At 33.3% G+C, this 16,204-nt stretch carries 18 protein-coding genes, 1 pseudogene and 1 riboswitch; of the genes and pseudogenes, 17 read left to right on the top strand and 2 right to left on the bottom strand.

The window, feature by feature from the left end; translation table 11 throughout:
• Nucleotides 1–5 precede the first annotated feature (5 nt).
• The 6 genes from menH to BW731_RS13060 all read left to right on the top strand — a co-directional run bounded on the left by menH (nucleotide 6) and on the right by BW731_RS13060 (nucleotide 6,594).
• Complete coding sequence (gene menH, locus BW731_RS04150; RefSeq protein ID WP_158080157.1) at nucleotides 6–758, top strand: 2-succinyl-6-hydroxy-2,4-cyclohexadiene-1-carboxylate synthase; 753 nt, start codon at nucleotides 6–8, stop codon at nucleotides 756–758.
• 10 nt (nucleotides 759–768) lie between these two features.
• On the top strand, nucleotides 769–1,878 hold the full coding sequence (gene menC / locus BW731_RS04145; protein WP_079345977.1) for an o-succinylbenzoate synthase: 1,110 nt from the start codon (nucleotides 769–771) through the stop codon (nucleotides 1,876–1,878).
• A gap of 220 nt (nucleotides 1,879–2,098) precedes the next feature.
• Nucleotides 2,099–2,851, top strand: a complete 753-nt coding sequence (locus tag BW731_RS04140) for an ABC transporter ATP-binding protein (RefSeq protein ID WP_079345975.1) — start codon at nucleotides 2,099–2,101, stop codon at nucleotides 2,849–2,851.
• Between the two features lie 16 nt (nucleotides 2,852–2,867).
• Nucleotides 2,868–4,670, top strand: coding sequence for an FtsX-like permease family protein (locus tag BW731_RS04135; protein ID WP_079345973.1), 1,803 nt, complete (start codon nucleotides 2,868–2,870; stop codon nucleotides 4,668–4,670).
• A 164-nt stretch (nucleotides 4,671–4,834) separates the two neighbouring features.
• Nucleotides 4,835–4,936, top strand: a riboswitch (purine riboswitch).
• Between the two features lie 41 nt (nucleotides 4,937–4,977).
• Nucleotides 4,978–6,354 (top strand): NCS2 family permease, encoded by a 1,377-nt coding sequence (locus BW731_RS04130; RefSeq protein WP_079345971.1) that lies wholly within the window; start codon nucleotides 4,978–4,980, stop codon nucleotides 6,352–6,354.
• 132 nt (nucleotides 6,355–6,486) lie between these two features.
• Entirely contained in the window at nucleotides 6,487–6,594 is a 108-nt protein-coding gene (locus BW731_RS13060) for a glycosyltransferase (protein ID WP_143592735.1), read from the top strand.
• 262 nt (nucleotides 6,595–6,856) lie between these two features.
• On the opposite strand, the gene BW731_RS04125 is transcribed toward BW731_RS13060, so the two are convergent.
• A complete protein-coding gene (locus tag BW731_RS04125; protein WP_079345970.1) occupies nucleotides 6,857–8,059 on the bottom strand; it encodes an amidohydrolase family protein in 1,203 nt (400 codons plus the stop codon).
• Between the two features lie 350 nt (nucleotides 8,060–8,409).
• Between BW731_RS04125 and BW731_RS04120 the strand changes: the two genes are divergently transcribed.
• The 11 genes and pseudogenes from BW731_RS04120 (at nucleotide 8,410) to BW731_RS04075 (ending at nucleotide 15,058) form a co-directional block, all read left to right on the top strand.
• Nucleotides 8,410–8,955 carry an NADPH-dependent FMN reductase gene (locus tag BW731_RS04120; RefSeq protein ID WP_079345968.1) on the top strand — a complete coding sequence of 182 codons (546 nt, stop codon included), beginning with the start codon at nucleotides 8,410–8,412 and terminating at the stop codon, nucleotides 8,953–8,955.
• Between the two features lie 94 nt (nucleotides 8,956–9,049).
• Entirely contained in the window at nucleotides 9,050–9,232 is a 183-nt protein-coding gene (locus BW731_RS04115) for a P-loop NTPase family protein (RefSeq protein WP_079345966.1), read from the top strand.
• Between the two features lie 64 nt (nucleotides 9,233–9,296).
• On the top strand, nucleotides 9,297–10,256 hold the full coding sequence (locus BW731_RS04110) for an IS30 family transposase (RefSeq protein ID WP_079344899.1): 960 nt from the start codon (nucleotides 9,297–9,299) through the stop codon (nucleotides 10,254–10,256).
• A gap of 221 nt (nucleotides 10,257–10,477) precedes the next feature.
• Nucleotides 10,478–11,998 (top strand): zinc ABC transporter substrate-binding protein AdcA, encoded by a 1,521-nt coding sequence (locus tag BW731_RS04105; protein ID WP_079345964.1) that lies wholly within the window; start codon nucleotides 10,478–10,480, stop codon nucleotides 11,996–11,998.
• Nucleotides 11,999–12,012: 14 nt separating this feature from the next.
• Nucleotides 12,013–12,165: a 50S ribosomal protein L33 gene (gene rpmG / locus BW731_RS04100; protein ID WP_079345962.1), complete on the top strand. Its 153-nt coding sequence runs from the start codon at nucleotides 12,013–12,015 to the stop codon at nucleotides 12,163–12,165.
• 14 nt (nucleotides 12,166–12,179) lie between these two features.
• Nucleotides 12,180–12,449, top strand: a complete 270-nt coding sequence (gene rpsN / locus BW731_RS04095) for a 30S ribosomal protein S14 (RefSeq protein ID WP_071456270.1) — start codon at nucleotides 12,180–12,182, stop codon at nucleotides 12,447–12,449.
• Between the two features lie 18 nt (nucleotides 12,450–12,467).
• A pseudogene (gene rpmF / locus BW731_RS12715) lies at nucleotides 12,468–12,629 on the top strand (50S ribosomal protein L32).
• Between the two features lie 150 nt (nucleotides 12,630–12,779).
• Nucleotides 12,780–13,751, top strand: a complete 972-nt coding sequence (locus tag BW731_RS04085; protein ID WP_079345960.1) for a CobW family GTP-binding protein — start codon at nucleotides 12,780–12,782, stop codon at nucleotides 13,749–13,751.
• A gap of 3 nt (nucleotides 13,752–13,754) precedes the next feature.
• On the top strand, nucleotides 13,755–13,871 hold the full coding sequence (locus BW731_RS12470; protein ID WP_117972397.1) for a putative metal homeostasis protein: 117 nt from the start codon (nucleotides 13,755–13,757) through the stop codon (nucleotides 13,869–13,871).
• A 113-nt stretch (nucleotides 13,872–13,984) separates the two neighbouring features.
• Nucleotides 13,985–14,320: an antibiotic biosynthesis monooxygenase gene (locus BW731_RS04080; protein ID WP_079345958.1), complete on the top strand. Its 336-nt coding sequence runs from the start codon at nucleotides 13,985–13,987 to the stop codon at nucleotides 14,318–14,320.
• 75 nt (nucleotides 14,321–14,395) lie between these two features.
• Entirely contained in the window at nucleotides 14,396–15,058 is a 663-nt protein-coding gene (locus BW731_RS04075; protein ID WP_079345956.1) for a hypothetical protein, read from the top strand.
• A gap of 241 nt (nucleotides 15,059–15,299) precedes the next feature.
• On the opposite strand, the gene BW731_RS04070 is transcribed toward BW731_RS04075, so the two are convergent.
• Nucleotides 15,300–16,202 carry a prenyltransferase gene (locus tag BW731_RS04070; RefSeq protein ID WP_079345954.1) on the bottom strand — a complete coding sequence of 301 codons (903 nt, stop codon included), beginning with the start codon at nucleotides 16,200–16,202 and terminating at the stop codon, nucleotides 15,300–15,302.
• Nucleotides 16,203–16,204: the final 2 nt, after the last annotated feature.

Here is a 16,204-nt window from a genome sequence, read left to right as displayed (position 1 = left end):
ACTGTATGAAGCCAACATTAGTGTGTTTGCATGGGTTTACTGGAACATCACAAACGTTTCGTTTTTTACATGATATCAAAACCCATAATGTTATCGCGATTGATCTGATAGGGCATGGAAAGACAAGTGTCTTTGTTCATCCTTATCGCTATACAAGTGAACAACAGGTAAAAGATTTGGAAGAGATACGTGAGTTTTTTAATCTAGATAAAATAGATCTGTTAGGTTACTCAATGGGAGGACGTCTTGCATTGGCTTACGCATTTGAATATCCGACACGAGTCAATTCACTGATTTTGGAAAGTTCTTCCCCAGGGTTAGCTGATGCTGATTCAAGGTGGAATCGTCGCCAATCAGATAATCGTTTAGCTTGTTTATTGCTAGATAAGGGGATTGAAAAATTTGTTGATTACTGGGAGACTATCCCTTTGTTTGATACACAAAAGACTTTGCCACAAACAGTTCGTGAGACTATCAGACAGGAACGACTGTCGCAACAAGAAGTAGGACTTGCTATGAGCTTGCACTATTTTGGTACAGGAACTCAACCATCACTGTGGGGGAAATTAGAAAAAGAGTATCCTTTTCATCCTTATTTTTTGGTTGGACAGAAAGACTTTAAGTTTGTATCCCTGGCTAAGCAAATGAATCAGCTTATGACAGAATCAACGATGATTGAGTTTGAAGATAGTGGTCATTGCATTCATGTTGAAAAACCAGCAGAGTTTTTAGCAACAGTGACACAACTTTTAGAGTGAGGGATAGGTTATGAATATAACAAAAATAGAGAGTTATCATGTGAAACTACCTCTAGTGGCACCATTTAAAACAAGTTATGGCTTTTTATCGCATAAAGCAATGGATATTCTTGTTGTGACAGATGAACTTGGTAACCAAGGATACGGGGAATTAGTAGCGTTTGAACAACCTGATTATACAGAAGAAACATTAGAAACAGCTCGATTGATTCTAGCTAATCATTTAATTCCGTTGTTAGTTCAGTCACAGATTACTCATCCCGATGATGTCACACGATTATTTTCCGTCATACGTGGAAACTGGATGGCTAAATCTTCTTTAGAAACAGCAATTTGGGATTTGTATGCAAAAAGGCATAAAAAAAGTTTGGCAGAACTATTTAGTAGTCAGACTGACAAATTATCTGTTGGGGTGAGTATTGGCATTCAAAAAAGCGTACAGGATTTGATTGAAGTGGTATCACGTTATGTGGCTGAAGGATATACTCGGATAAAATTAAAAATAGCACCCAATCAGGATGTGAGTTTTGTGAAAGCTGTAAGAAGTCATTTTCCAGAGATGCTTTTAATGGTGGATGCAAATTCTGCTTATGATTTAGACAGTCTAGCTATTTTCAAGGAACTAGACACGTATCAACTATCGATGATTGAGCAACCTTTTGGCTATTCAGATTTTTTAGAACATGCTGAACTTCAAAAGAATATTGAAACACCGATTTGTCTAGATGAAAATATTCGTAGTGTAGAAGATGTGATGTTAGGTCATCGTTTAGGTAGTTTGGGAGCTGTTAATCTAAAAATTTCGCGTGTAGGTGGTGTGACACAAGCACAAAAAATTGTTGAGTATTGTAAAAATAATGGCTTAGGACTATGGTGTGGTGGCATGTTTGAGTCAGGTGTTGGACGAGCACTTAACTTGGCTTTTGCTTCTCAAGAAGGGTTTAATTTTCCCGGTGATATTTCCGCTTCAACTCGATATTTTAAAGAAGATATCATTAATGAAACGTTTGAACTAGAAAATGGAAGGCTAAGTGTACCTAAGGAAAATGGTTTAGGTGTGACATTAAATAAAGCGATGCTAGAAAAATATGGTCATTATCATGTGATGTATGTCAAATAAATATTTTTGTATTTTATAAGCAGCCAAGGGTTGCTTTTTATTTTATATTTATACAAAAACACAATATGATATAATAAGTCTATTAGTGAATGTTTTTTAATCGGTCTAAGGTCGGGGTGAAAATCGCTCTCTAGTTCAATAGTTATCATCAGATTTTTGGTTTAATCTATTGGTATCGATGATGAAGAACATGAATAAAGGTATTTTAAGGAGGATTTATATGGTATCTGTGGTAAGTGTAACAGATTTAAAAAAGGTATATGGTAAACCAAATGAAAAGCAAACAACTGCACTCAATGGTGTGACATTTGAGGTTAAAGAAGGTGAATTTATTGGGATTATGGGAGCTTCTGGATCAGGTAAATCAACACTTTTAAATATTTTGTCAACATTAGATAAACCAACAAATGGTTCAGTCAGTATTGCAGGAGAAGATATTACTACTCTAAAAGGAAATAAGCTAGCTGATTTTCGTGCAAAAAAAATTGGGTTTATTTTCCAAGATTTTAATTTACTAGAAACAATGACAGCATCAGAAAATATCGCGATTCCCTTGTCATTACAAAGTGCGAAACCTAAAACGATTAAGAAGAAAACGAAACATGTAGCCAATCGCTTAGGAATCACAGAAATTTTAGATAATTACCCAACTGCTTTATCAGGTGGACAAAAACAACGTGTGGCAGCTGCTAGAGCACTCGTTACTGAACCTAGTATTTTATTAGCAGACGAGCCGACAGGAGCACTTGATTCAAAAAGTGCTAAAGATTTACTAGATATGATGGATGAGTTGAATTATGAGGACAATGTATCTGTATTAATGGTAACGCACGATCCATTTTCTGCTAGTTATTGTAGACGTATTTTATTTATCAAAGATGGAGTTATCCATCAAGAGTTAAAACGTGACGGTAAATCTCGTGATGAATTCTACCGAGAAATCCTTGTTTCTTTAGGTAATTTAGAACAATAGAAAGGAGAATACATCAATGATTTGGAAGTTATCCATGACAGGTATAAAAAGTCGTTTACGAGATTATATGATTCTCTTTTCAGGTTTAGCAATAGCATCTGCTATTTTTTATATGTTCCAAAGTATTGCAACAAACAAAGCCTTTCTAGAAAGTAGTAATACAGTCAAAATGGCGGCGGTCATTTTTCAATTTGGGACAGTATTGTTAGGTATTATTACAGTTGTTTATATTTTATATGCTAATTCATTTTTAATGATGTTGCGGCAAAAAACATATGCAATGCTCATGATGTTGGGTGCTAAAACAAGTAAAATTGCGCAAATCATCTTTTTAGAAACATTTATCATTGGATTTGCAGCAACTATTATTGGTAATTTAGTAGGTATTGGGTTAACTTCGGTCGTCAACTATTTGTTGGTTAATCAACTTGAGATTACCGTAAAAAACTTTTCACCATTTAATTTATCAGCGATGATTTGGACGTTTGTTTTCTTTGGTATTTTATTTATAGTGACAGCTTTTATTAATGCAGGTTCTATTATGAAAAAGCCCATTCTACAATTATTGAAAGAACAAGCCATGCCAAAAGCATTAAAAATTCATCCTGTTTTATTAGTTTTAGAAACGATTGTTGGTGTGATAAGTTTGGGCATTGGATACTATATGCTGGCTCACATTAATCAATATCAGTTGTTTGGTATTGCCATAGCACTTGTGACAATTGTATTAGGAAGCTATTTATTGTTCCATGCGATCGCGATTTTTGTGTTAAGTATTTTGAAACGTATCGATGCTATTTCTATGAGGAAACTTAATAATTTTACATTATCTCAATTAACATTCCGTATTCGTGAATACACTCAAATTTTGACAATGGTTGCGATTTTGTTTGCCATGGCAATGGGTGCCATTACTGTTGGATTAGGTTTTAGAACTCAAACACTAGAATCAACTAATAAATCAGCCACTTATGATTTAATTTTAAATAACTCACAAAAAGTCGATACAAGTAAAGTGAGTGCTTTAAATCCAACTGTAAATGATACCTATAGCCAAAAAGAAGATGAGACAACACTTTATTATAATGCAGATGAATTTAACGAACAGCCTTTCCAAGATAAAGATTTTCAATCACAAAAAGTGATAAATTATAGTGGAAAAGATATGCTGGAAAACCAACAACTAGCTGAAAAGCTAAGATGGTATGGTACACCAGAACAACAAAACAAAGAAATAAAATTTGTGTCCACAGAAGAGTTTAACCAATTAGCGTTGCCAACAACTAATATGGAATTAATCAGTGTCTCTAATTTCAAAGAGAGTCTGCCTCAAATTAAAAAGTTGGTAGAAGAAAACACAACAAATAATCCAAGCTTAGCTACAGGTGATGGATTTAATCAAACCGCACAAAAATATGTGATGTATCAAATATCCAATTCTCTCTATTCTGGTTTCCAATTTATGGGATTCTTTTTAGGATTAGCATTTCTGACTATGCTAGCAAGTTGTTTGATGTTTAAAATCTTATCATCAGCCAACACAGATAAGGCAAGATTCCAAATGCTACGAAAAATTGGTACACGACCATCATTACTTAAAGGAGCTATTAGAAAAGAAATCGGCGTGCTATTTTTATTACCAGGTATTTTAGGTATCATTCATGTATTGTTCGGGTTACAAATGTTCAAAGAATTAATGAGTGATCCTTATCACGGTATTTGGATTCCATTCTCACTATTTATTTTCTTATATGCTATTTATTATGTGATAACTGTTGTGATATATGGTAGTATAGTCTTACCAAAAGAATCAGAATAATTAATTAAAGACAGTCGTTTGAAAAAACGTCTGTCTTTTTTATATGATTAATCGTGATTAAGTTAAAATAGATAGTCAAAAAATAGCGATAAAAATTAACTATTATTATAAAATCAATTATATTTGTTCGTTTTACTGTTGAAAAAGTAAAAGAAAGTTGTTATGATATCGAGGTAATAAAAAACCATATAATTCTAGTAATACGGTCTAGAAGTTTCTACAAGTTACCCGTAAAGTAACTTACTTTGGCAAATGAATCTTATTATTCTGCCATGATGTGTTTTTTAAACCAATAGGAGGAATAGTAATGAAGGAAAAGATTGATCAGTATTTTGGTATCACAGCATCAGGTTCTACTTTTAAACGAGAATTTACAGGAGGGTTAACGGCATTTTTTGCGATGTCCTATGTTATTTTTGTTAATCCGATTATTTTAGGGCAAGCAGGGATGCCACAAGATGCCGTTTTTATGTCGACTATCTTGTCTTCAGCCATCGCCATGCTCATTATGGGGTTATGGGCAAAATTTCCACTAGGCCTTGCGCCGTGTATGTCAATGAATGCCTTTTTTGCTTATTCAGTTGTTTTGCAAATGGGGAAATCTTGGCAAGAAGCATTGGCATCAGTTTTAGTTGCCTCAGTGTTGTTTTTAATGCTTGCTTTTTCAGGTGCTCGCTCTAAAATAATTAAAGCTATACCAGCTAATGTGAAACAAGCAGGAACAGTAGGTTTGGGGATTTTTATCGCTTTTGTTAGTTTTAAAAATTCAGGAATCATCGTGCCAGATGAGGGAATGTTTATTACATTTGGCGGTTTTTCTAACCCTAATGTGATTATCGCATTCTTTGGTATCATCACAGCTGCATTTTTCTTAGTGAGAAAAAATCAATATGCTGTGTTTTTAGGAATGATTGGTGCTGCCGTATGTGGGTTGTTTATTCGATTCGGTGCATCAATGAATTGGTTTAACCTGAGTGCAGATGTCATCGCGACATTACCGCAATTACCAAAAGGCTCACCAGTTGTCATTCCGACTGAGCCAATGAATGCCATGATGAACGATACATTTATGGTTGCGGTGAAAAATTTAGATAAGATGTTATCGTTAGATTCTATTGTTATTATTTTGACCTTTTTATTTTTAGATTTCTTTGGAACAGCGACGACATTGTCTGCGGCAGCTACACAAGTATCTGATATTAAACAAGAAAACTTTGAAGACAACAAACGTATTTACAGTGCCGATGCGTTGGGAACATTCTTTGGTTCAATCTTAGGAACATCAAGTTTATCAACTTATATTGAATCTGTATCAGGAATTATTGCTGGTGCTAGAACTGGTTTGATGAGTGTCATTGTGGCGGGATTGTTTTTATTATCAGCCTTCTTTTATCCAGTGTTATCTCTTGTCACAACAGCTGTGACCACGCCAGCGATGGTGGTAATTGGTATTTTTATGATGCAAAACATCACAGGGATTGATTGGGATGGTGGATTTGAAGAAGTTATTCCAGCTTTTCTAACGATTGTCATGATGCCATTAACCGGTTCAATTGCTTTAGGACTTGTATTAGGATTTTTATCTTATGAGTTATGCATGATTTTTGCCGGACGATTAAAAGAAATTCCAAATGTAATGCATTTTATCACAGTGATTTCTATACTCTATTTATTTACAATTTAACTAAAATCCACATGTCTAAAAGTGATGACATGTGGATTTTTTATCTTATGCAGTTTGTTTGCGAAAAATACTGCTAATAAAAATGAGTAAACTTAGAATCGACTTAAAGTTGTCAGTAAATCCCCTAAAGAGATGTATTATCGTTTACTTTGTGGGGATATTCTACCTAAAACAATAAAACGTGTACTTTACCTTGATCCAGATATCTTAGTACTAAATTCGTTAGAAGAATTATGGTGAATTAATTTACAAGGAAGTTTATTAGCGGCCTCGACTCATAAAGGTATTACAAAATTAGTTCAGATATTAATAATATAAGACTTAATACAGATCGCGATTATTATAATTCTGGCGTGATGTTGATAGATATCGACAAAGATTAAGAGATGACTATAAATGATGCGAGAAAACACATGAGTTATTTGGCTAGAAGTCGCGGAAATCATGACCTGTTTTGGGACGTGGCCAATACATCTATTTTAAGACTTTCTAGTCAGCTTATTTATTTTACTTGTTTTCCTTGATAATAGCTTGATGTAATAGGCGATTTTCTAGCAACAAATTCAGCTGATGACATTGCCGGAGTAAGTAAATAAGTAGCTTCATCACCAACACTAGGCCATATATGGTTTCCGTTTTTATCTAAAGTAGTCACGCCATCAGTCATTAATCCTAAAAGCTGAGTCAAATCACTTTGGTCTTTTACATTAAATAATTCACCTAAACGCACCAATTTTTCTTGAAGTGAGCCATCACCATAAGGAGACCAACAGTCGTAAATATTATCACAACCTAGATGAACAGATACACCGTAATCGATAAGCTCCATAATCGGAGGGATCGTATTTGGTGTAATAGGAACACTCGTTACAATATGGATACCCTGCTTAGCTAAATCGGAAAACACTTGTTTTCTTTCGTCACCAACAAAATCATTTAAGCCAAATGCATGACTGATAAACACTTTATCTTGCCATCCATGTTTTTTAGTTAAACGAATGATTTCTTTTATGGTTGTTGTTCCAGCTTCTTTCCTATCATGAACATGGATATCAATCCCCACATTATAAGTTGTCGCTAGTCGAAATGTTTCATGAAGAGATGCTTTATAGTCGCCATCTAGCGAGTAAGGATCCACACCGCCAACAAAATTAGCACCATTTTGCAAAGCTTTTTCCATTAATTGGCTGCTTTTTGAACGTAATAATCCATGTTGTGGAAAAGCAACTAGTTCGATAGGTGTGCACACATCTTTTCGCAATGATGTAATGGCGTTTAGGTATCTAAGGCCCGTTGCTGGTTCAATATCTATATGAGACCTAAACGAAGTGACGCCATGAGAAACTTCTAAGTCATACAGTGCTTTAGCACGCACCTCAATCGGTTCATCTAGACTATCTAATATAGGAATTTCTGTTTCGAAACGTTCCACTAAATTTTTAGCAGGAGTGATAGGAGTATAGGGTGTTCCTAATTTACTTTTGTCTAAGTGGCAGTGTTTTTCTACGATACCTGGTAGTAGTAACTGTTCATTACAATCTATAAATTTTTTATCAGTAGCAGAAAAATCTTCTGTAGGAATAATCGTTGCAATCTTTCCATTGTGGATATGGATCGCCACTAATTGTGTCTCAGTTGCTTTAATCCAGTCATTTTCTCTGAGAAATCCAGTTTCTATACGCACGTTTGTTAACCAATAAGTCATATTATCTCTCCTTTAATGATGTTGAAAATCACGATTTATTTAAGAGTACACTATTAATAAGAAAAAGACTAAATAAATGCACGTTTAAAAAATGATGAATTTGGTGAGTTATAGTTATTAATTAGGTTCATTATCTTTTCAAAAGTAACATAGAAATAAATAAAAGCATGGCTTGGAGAGGAACATCATAGCATTAATATTATAATAGTTAATCATTTTATCTAGGACTTAACACAATAAATTTTTAAAATAGTCCGAGACAAATAAATTGCACTAATAAAAAGACGGTGTTAATATAATAATATAAACAAAGCTTACAAAATGTAAGTGAAAATAAGGAGATAATAATTATGAGAAAATATGGCGTTATTGTAGGTTCAACAAGAAAAAATTCTTATTCAGAAGCGGTAGCAAAGGCAATAGTAAAAGGGTTACCAAATGATGCAGAGGTAACATTCATAAACATTAGTGATTTACCTTTATACAACCAAGATTTAGATGCCGACTCACCTGCTGAATACACACGTTTTAGAGAAGAAGTCGCAGCACAAGATGCAATTATTTTTGTCACACCAGAGCACAACAGAAGTATACCAGCTGCTTTAAAAAATGCATTAGATGTCGCTTCAAGACCATGGGGACAAAATGTATGGGCTAAAAAACCAGCACTTGTTGCTTCACAATCTATTTCAGGTATTTCAGGTGTCTTAGCTCATCATGTGTTAAGACAGTCATTAGTATTTTTAGATATGCCAACTATGCAACAACCTGAATTGTACATTGGTCATTCAGATCAGTTGTTTGATGAAAACTTAGAACCAACAAATGATGATACAAAAGAATTTTTAGCAAATGCTGGAAAACAATTTAGCGAATTTGCAGCGAAATTTGACTAAATATTATTTACCGACACGGATTTAAATCTGTGTCTTTTTTTTGTCCATTAATGGTATAATTTTTTGTGAAGGTGGTGAGGTACAAAAAATAAGTTTGGTACAAGCCTTACAAAGTCAACCTGATTGTTTGATACTCGATGAAGCTACGTCAAGTTTAGACGAAATCAATTACCAATTTGTGGAAAAAAATATATTAACACATTATGAAGGAACGTTAATTGCTGTATCTCACAGATTAACAGAAGACGCCGATTGTAAAATTAAGCTAGACAACTAAAAAATCATTTGTGATACACTCAAATTGTATTTCCAACCAAAGAAAACAAGGAGAGTGATCACAAATGACCTATACACATCTTACTACAGACGAGCTAGTTTTGATAGAAGCTTATTACCATCAAAATAAAAAAGGAACATACGTTGCGAAACAATTGAAACGAGCAAAACAGACTATCTATAATGTTTACAAAGCTTTTGATGAGGGATTATCTGCACTAGATTACTATAAAAGATACAAAAATAATAAAAAGAATTGTGGCAGGCGTCCTATTTCTTTATCTGATAATGAAACAGAATACATTCAAAAGAAGGTTGTTCAAGGATGGACTCCAGATGTCATTATTGGTCGTGCTGAGTTTCCTATCTCATGTTCTATCAGTACTCTTTATAGATTATTTAAGCAAGGACTGTTTGATTTGACCGCATTACCTATGAAAGGTAAAAGGAAAGCGAATGGTTATAAAGAAAAAAGAGGTAAACAAGCCTTTAAAAGAACCATCCATCAACGTAATAAGGACTATCAACTCTTTAATAATGAATTTGGTCACCTTGAAGGTGACACAATTGTTGGAAAAGATCATAAAAGTGCTGTTATCACACTCGTTGAAAGACTATCGAAAGTGATTATTACGTTAAAACCAATAGGCAGACGAGCAATAGATATCGAAAATAGTTTAAATAATTGGTTTAAAAAGTTTCCATGCCATCTATTTAAATCAATCACATTCGATTGTGGTAAAGAATTTTCTAATTGGAAATCAATCAGCAATCTAAATGATATTGATATTTATTTTGCCGATCCAGGAACACCATCACAACGTGGCTTAAATGAAAACTCTAATGGGTTATTACGTAAAGATGGATTACCTAAACAAATGGATTTCAACAAAGTTGAGGAATCTTTTATCCAATCTATCGCTTCTAAAAGAAATAATATTCCTAGAAAATCATTAAACTATAAAACACCATTGGAAGTATTTTTGAGTTATGTAGACAACGATATTTTGTCTAGCTTAATTTGACAAATGAAAAGACTTAAAAAGTTTATATGATACTGTATTGGTTCTTCAAAATGGAAAATTAATTGAAATAAATGACTAACTACTTGTTTGATAGATTAACTAATCAAATGAGTAGTTATTTTTTTATTGTTGACAAGCCTAAAATACTCTGTTATTATTCAAAAACATAAAGCGTAATAATTACGATTTCAAAAAACAAAGAGTTAGGTAGGGGTTTTTGGATGAAGAAAAAAATAATATTAGGTATGTCTTTGATAATGATGGGAGGGTTACTTGCAGCATGCTCAACTGCTAAAACTGAGCAGACAAATACTGACAAAATTAAAGTAGCTACCACATTTTATCCGATGTATGAATTTACGAAAGAAGTTGTAGGTGATGCTGGAGAAGTAGACATGATTGTTCCAGCCGGAGTTGAAGCACATGATTTTGAACCGTCAGCTAAGGATTTAAAGAAAATACAAGATAGTGATGTCTTTGTCTATAATAATGAAAATATGGAAACGTGGGTACCTTCCGTTGAATCAGTATTAAAAGAGGGGAATGTAACAAAGATAAAAGCAACTGAAAATATGGTATTACTACCTGGAAGCGAAGAAGAACATGACCATCATGAACACGGTGAGGAGGGGCACTCACATGAACTAGATCCACATGTGTGGTTAGCACCTAGTTTAGCAATTAAAGAAGTCGAAGAAATTCGCAATCAACTGATAAAAAAATATCCAGATAAAGAAAAATTATTTACTACAAATGCTGATAATTACTTAAAAAAATTAGCTACTCTAGATAAGTCCTATCAAGATACATTAAAGAATGCAAAACAAAAAAGCTTTGTGACACAGCATGCAGCATTTGGTTATTTAGCGTTGGAATATGGGTTAACGCAAGTACCAATTTCTGGTCTTTCTCCAGACGAAGAACCATCACCAGCTAGATTAGCTGAACTAAATAAGTATGTAAAAAAGAATGATATTAAATATATTTATTTTGAATCTAATGCAACAGATGCTATTGCTAAAACATTGGCAAAAGAAACTGGTGTGGAATTATTAGTATTAAATCCGTTAGAGGGGCTAAGTCAAAAAGAGATTGATAAAGGTGAAAACTATGTTTCAGTTATGGAAAAAAATCTAGCGGCTTTAAGTAAAACTACTGGCGAAGAAACGACAAAATCTATTGTAAGTAAAACACCTGAAAAAACAGTACAAGCAGGATACTTTGAAGATAGCCAAATACAGGATAGACCATTATCAAATTGGAAAGGAAATTGGCAGTCAGTTTATCGACTTTTAAAAGATGGCACATTAGATCAAGTGTTTGATTACAAAGCTAAATTGAAAAAAGACAAATCTGCTGAAGAATATAAAAAGTATTATGAGTCAGGGTATAAAACATCAATTAAAGAAATTGATATTACAGATTCAACGATGACTTTTATTGATGATAGTGGTAAAAAAATTAGCTCAAAATATAAGTATATTGGTCAAAAAGTTTTAACTTATGAAAAAGGAAACCGTGGTGTGAGATATTGCTTTGAGGCAACAGATCCTAGTCAAGGTGCTTTTAAGTATGTTCAGTTTAGCGATCATGAAATCACGGATACTAAATCAGCTCATTTCCATTTGTACTTTGGCAATGATAGTCAAGAGGCACTGTATAAAGAACTTGAAAACTGGCCAACTTACTATCCTAAAGAATTATCTGGAAAAGAAGTCGCACAAGAAATGATGGCTCATTAGAAAGGAAGAGATGTATGAGAACACCCATTATATTAGAATGTTCTGAAACAAAAGAACGATTGTATGTAACAAGTAAGAATAAACGAAACACACCTGAACGACTGGAGTTAAGAAAATATTCTCCAAAGCTTAGACAGCGTGTGATATTTAAAGAGACCAAAAAATAAAGGAGCTGAATAAAGTGGCAAAAAAATCTAAGATAGCCAAATATGAAAAACAAAAAAAATTAGTGGCAGAATATGCAGAAATAAGGAAAGAATTAAAAGAAAATAAGGACTATGAGGGGTTACGTAAACTACCTAAGGAGTCAAATCCTAATAGATTAAAACTAAGAGATGAAACAGATGGCAGACCAAGAGCTTATATGCGTAAGTTTGGCGTGTCTCGTATTACATTTAGAGAACTTGCACATAAGGGACAATTGCCCGGCGTTAAAAAAGCAAGTTGGTAAAAAAGAGGCGGAAACAATTTGGCAGTCCCAAAAAGAAAAACATCAAAAGCTAAGAAACATGCGCGACAAACACATAAAAAACTATAATCAACAGTGTCTTATGATAGTGTATTAGGAGTATATAAACGCAGTCACTATGTATCAAGTGATGGTTACTATAAAGGTAGAAAAGTCATTTAGTAGGAGGTTAATCTAGATGAATATTATTTATCCACCACTTGTTGAAGATAGTTTATCTTATCATTTTGATGAAAATAATATTGAGATGGGAGATCAAATTACGATGATAGGCTACAAATGACGGAATATTTAGCAGAAAGGTAGAGGGATATGGGAATACCAATTACAGTTATCTCAGGATTTTTAGGTTCAGGAAAGACAACATTAATTAATCAAGTCATTAAAGGGAGTGGTCTATCACCTGAAGAGGTTGTCATTATAGAAAATGAATTTGGTGAAGCAGGAATTGACCATGAGTTATTAATTCATTCAAAAGAAAATATTGTACAGATGAATGGTGGGTGTATTTGCTGTAGTTTACGCGGTGATTTGTTAAATGCGTTAACAGCAGTGTTAGATGTGTTTGTAACACAAGGTTATCCAATTAAACAAATTATTATTGAGACAAGTGGCGTGTCTGATCCACAACCAATTATTCAAACGATTGTGGGCACCCCTAAGTTACAGCCGTATTTTTATTTGGATAGTGTTATTGGAGTAGTGGATGCTGAAAATATTACACAAAATCTCCAACATCATGAAGCGGCAAAGCAACTGGTCATGTCAGACCGACTATTGATTTCACAAAAAAGTGTTACAAATAAAGACAGTATCAATCAAATAAAAGAGCAACTAAAAGAAATTAATCCGCTAGCAGATATATATGAGTTTTCATTAATCCAACCATCTTCCGAGCTAGCTGACTTGGTACTAGGAAATCATTTATTTAATCAATCAATCGATGATGAAGAAGAACACCATCACCATCATCATCATGAATTTGAATCAATGATTATTTCTGAATCAGGTTATGTTAAAGAGGGCTTATTACACAATTGGCTTTCTTGGTTAATGATGAACTATCAGGAATCTATTTATAGAATGAAAGGTTTTGTCAATGTGTCTGATCAAGACTTTCAAACAGAAATTCAAGGTGTGAACCAGTTATTAAATTTTAATTTGACTAATCGTTTAACCGAAAATAATGACAATAAATTAGTTGTCATTGGTAAAAATATTGATAAAGATGACATTACTCAAGCATTTCAATTAGTGATAGAAAAATCAACAGAAGGAGACTAGTCAATGGAAAAAACAGATGTGTCTAGTGCATATAGACGTTTAAGTAGTCCTAATATTAAAACCAAAAAACGAGCACTAAAAATTATTAAAGAAGCCAAAAGAAATAAACGTGGAAAATAGTCAGAACGTCTTGATTGATTCAAGGCGTTTTGACTGTTTTTATTGATAATGATTCTCAATTGTTATTATTTATGGTAGAATATAAAAAATCAATAAATAGGAGGAAGTATATTATGTTTAGTGTAACAAATACCATTCATGTCGAAACACCATATTCAGAAAATATGATTAAAGCATTTACATCTTCTCATACAAAAGACGCCATGGCACATGTTGAAGGGTTTATCAATTTTCAGCTCATGAGCCGAGAGCTACCAGATGAGGAAAATGTGACGGAACTGGTTGTACTTAGTTTATGGAAATCTAAAGAACATCAAAAAAATTGGGTGAAAAGCCAAGCATTTAAAGATGTTCATAAAAAAGATGACTCTACTGAATCGACAAAAGGAAAGCCAAAACGTCAAGGATTTATCAGAAATAGTATTGCAGAATTTGATGTATTAAACTAACCTCTTTTCAAGTGAAGAGGTCTTTTATTTATACTAATCGTTCATGGTATAATGTTAAAAAAAGGGGGTATTTTTATGAAATGTATGAAAAAAATTCAATTCTGGTTAACTATTATAGGAGTAGGGGTTCTTTTTTATAATATTTATGAATTAATCATATCAAAATTTTCAGTCAGTCAAAGTGTGACATTGATTATTGAAGCTATTGCAGGTATTGTATTGATTTATTTACCTAATTTAGCCAAAAAATTATTTAAATTAGTCTTTTCAGATGGAATTATATTATTTTACTGGTTCTTCTTGTTTATGTCTGTTTTCTTGGGAACATGTTTACACTTTATGTCGATGATTTCCTTTTGGGATAAGATATTGCATTTTATTAGTCCGATGATTTTAACTATTATTGGGTATGGTATTATCGTCGCCTTATTGAAGAATGTAAATATTACTGATGTTAGTCCTTGGCTATTTTTATTGATGGGATTTTCGTTTGCCGGAGTGTGTGGTGTTTTTTGGGAATTTTGGGAATTCTTTTGCGATCAATTTTTCCATATGAATCTTCAGAGATACACGGCTGCTGGTGGAGTAGAATTAGTAGGCAGAGCAGCTTTGATGGACACAATGGGAGACTTATTAACTAATACACTTGGCTCACTTGTACTTAGCTTGTTTGCTTTGAAGAAAAGCCACAACAACACAGAATGGTTTAATCATTTTAAAATAAAGAGATTACCTTAACGTTCATATAACGATAGTTATTAAAAATGTCGCAAATTTATAGCCGATTTGTGGTATTTTTATTTTTTTATCAGCGTATTATACTAGGTTCATAGATAAGAACCACACAATTAAAGTTGCCGCTATTAATTGTGTGCTTATCAATCAATCTATCTTCCTCCTAATTGAAGTATAGACTATATAAACACCTACAGTTACTCCCTTTTCTGTAGGTGTTTTTTGTTTGGTTAACTAAGAAGTTTTAGAACCATAAACCGAAAAAGAATAAAACTACTTGTGCGACGGCTATCATACCTAAATTTTTAATGGCTAGTGGAAATGTTTTTGTTTTGATTTGTTCTTTCGAATACATCATAGTATTTTTCCAAATTTTCGGAAAAATGAACCAAATACCAAGTAACGTGATGGGGACGATAGTTAACACTGCACCAAGCGTGGCAAACACAAATGATAAAATCACGAGTAATTTAAATAGTGACACAGCTCGTTTTTTTCCGATATAGTATACAAGTGTGTGTCTGTTGTTTAAAACGTCTTCTTTCACATCGCATGTATTATTAGCTAACATAAGATTTGAAATGGCTAGAGCAGTTGGTAGTGATAAAATCGCTACTTGAATGATAAACTGACCATCAAATGGTAAAATATCAAATACGTTCAAGTAAACACAGATTAAAGGAATCACAATCCCCATTGTCACACCAGAAGTCACTTCACCAACCGGAAGGCTAGAAAGTGGTTTTGGTCCAGCTGAATAGGTAATCCCAATGAAATAACTAAACATTCCTAACCATAAAATGACCCAGCTTGTTTGAGACGCAAGATATACGCCAATAATAGCAGAAGAGACAATCAACCCAATCATCATATTTCTTACAAGAGTGAGTGATAAATTTTCTCGCCCGATAATATTGGTTTCTTTTTTATAGTCGTGAACATCAGTCGCATTATGATAGTCCATGTAGTTATCTAATATATCGACTGCCATATTAAATAGTAACATTGAGATGAAAAATAAGAGCATATACAATGGTTTGATTTGTTGATAATGATACCATGAATATAAAAATCCCATAATAAATGGGAAAACACTCGCAGCTTTTGCTTTAAGCTCGATTAATTCGGCAAATACTTTAAAATTCATTC

The sequence above is a fragment of the Vagococcus martis genome (assembly GCF_002026305.1).
GTDB classification, from domain to species: domain Bacteria; phylum Bacillota; class Bacilli; order Lactobacillales; family Vagococcaceae; genus Vagococcus; species Vagococcus martis.
This window is presented reverse-complemented; position numbering and strand designations above follow the sequence as displayed.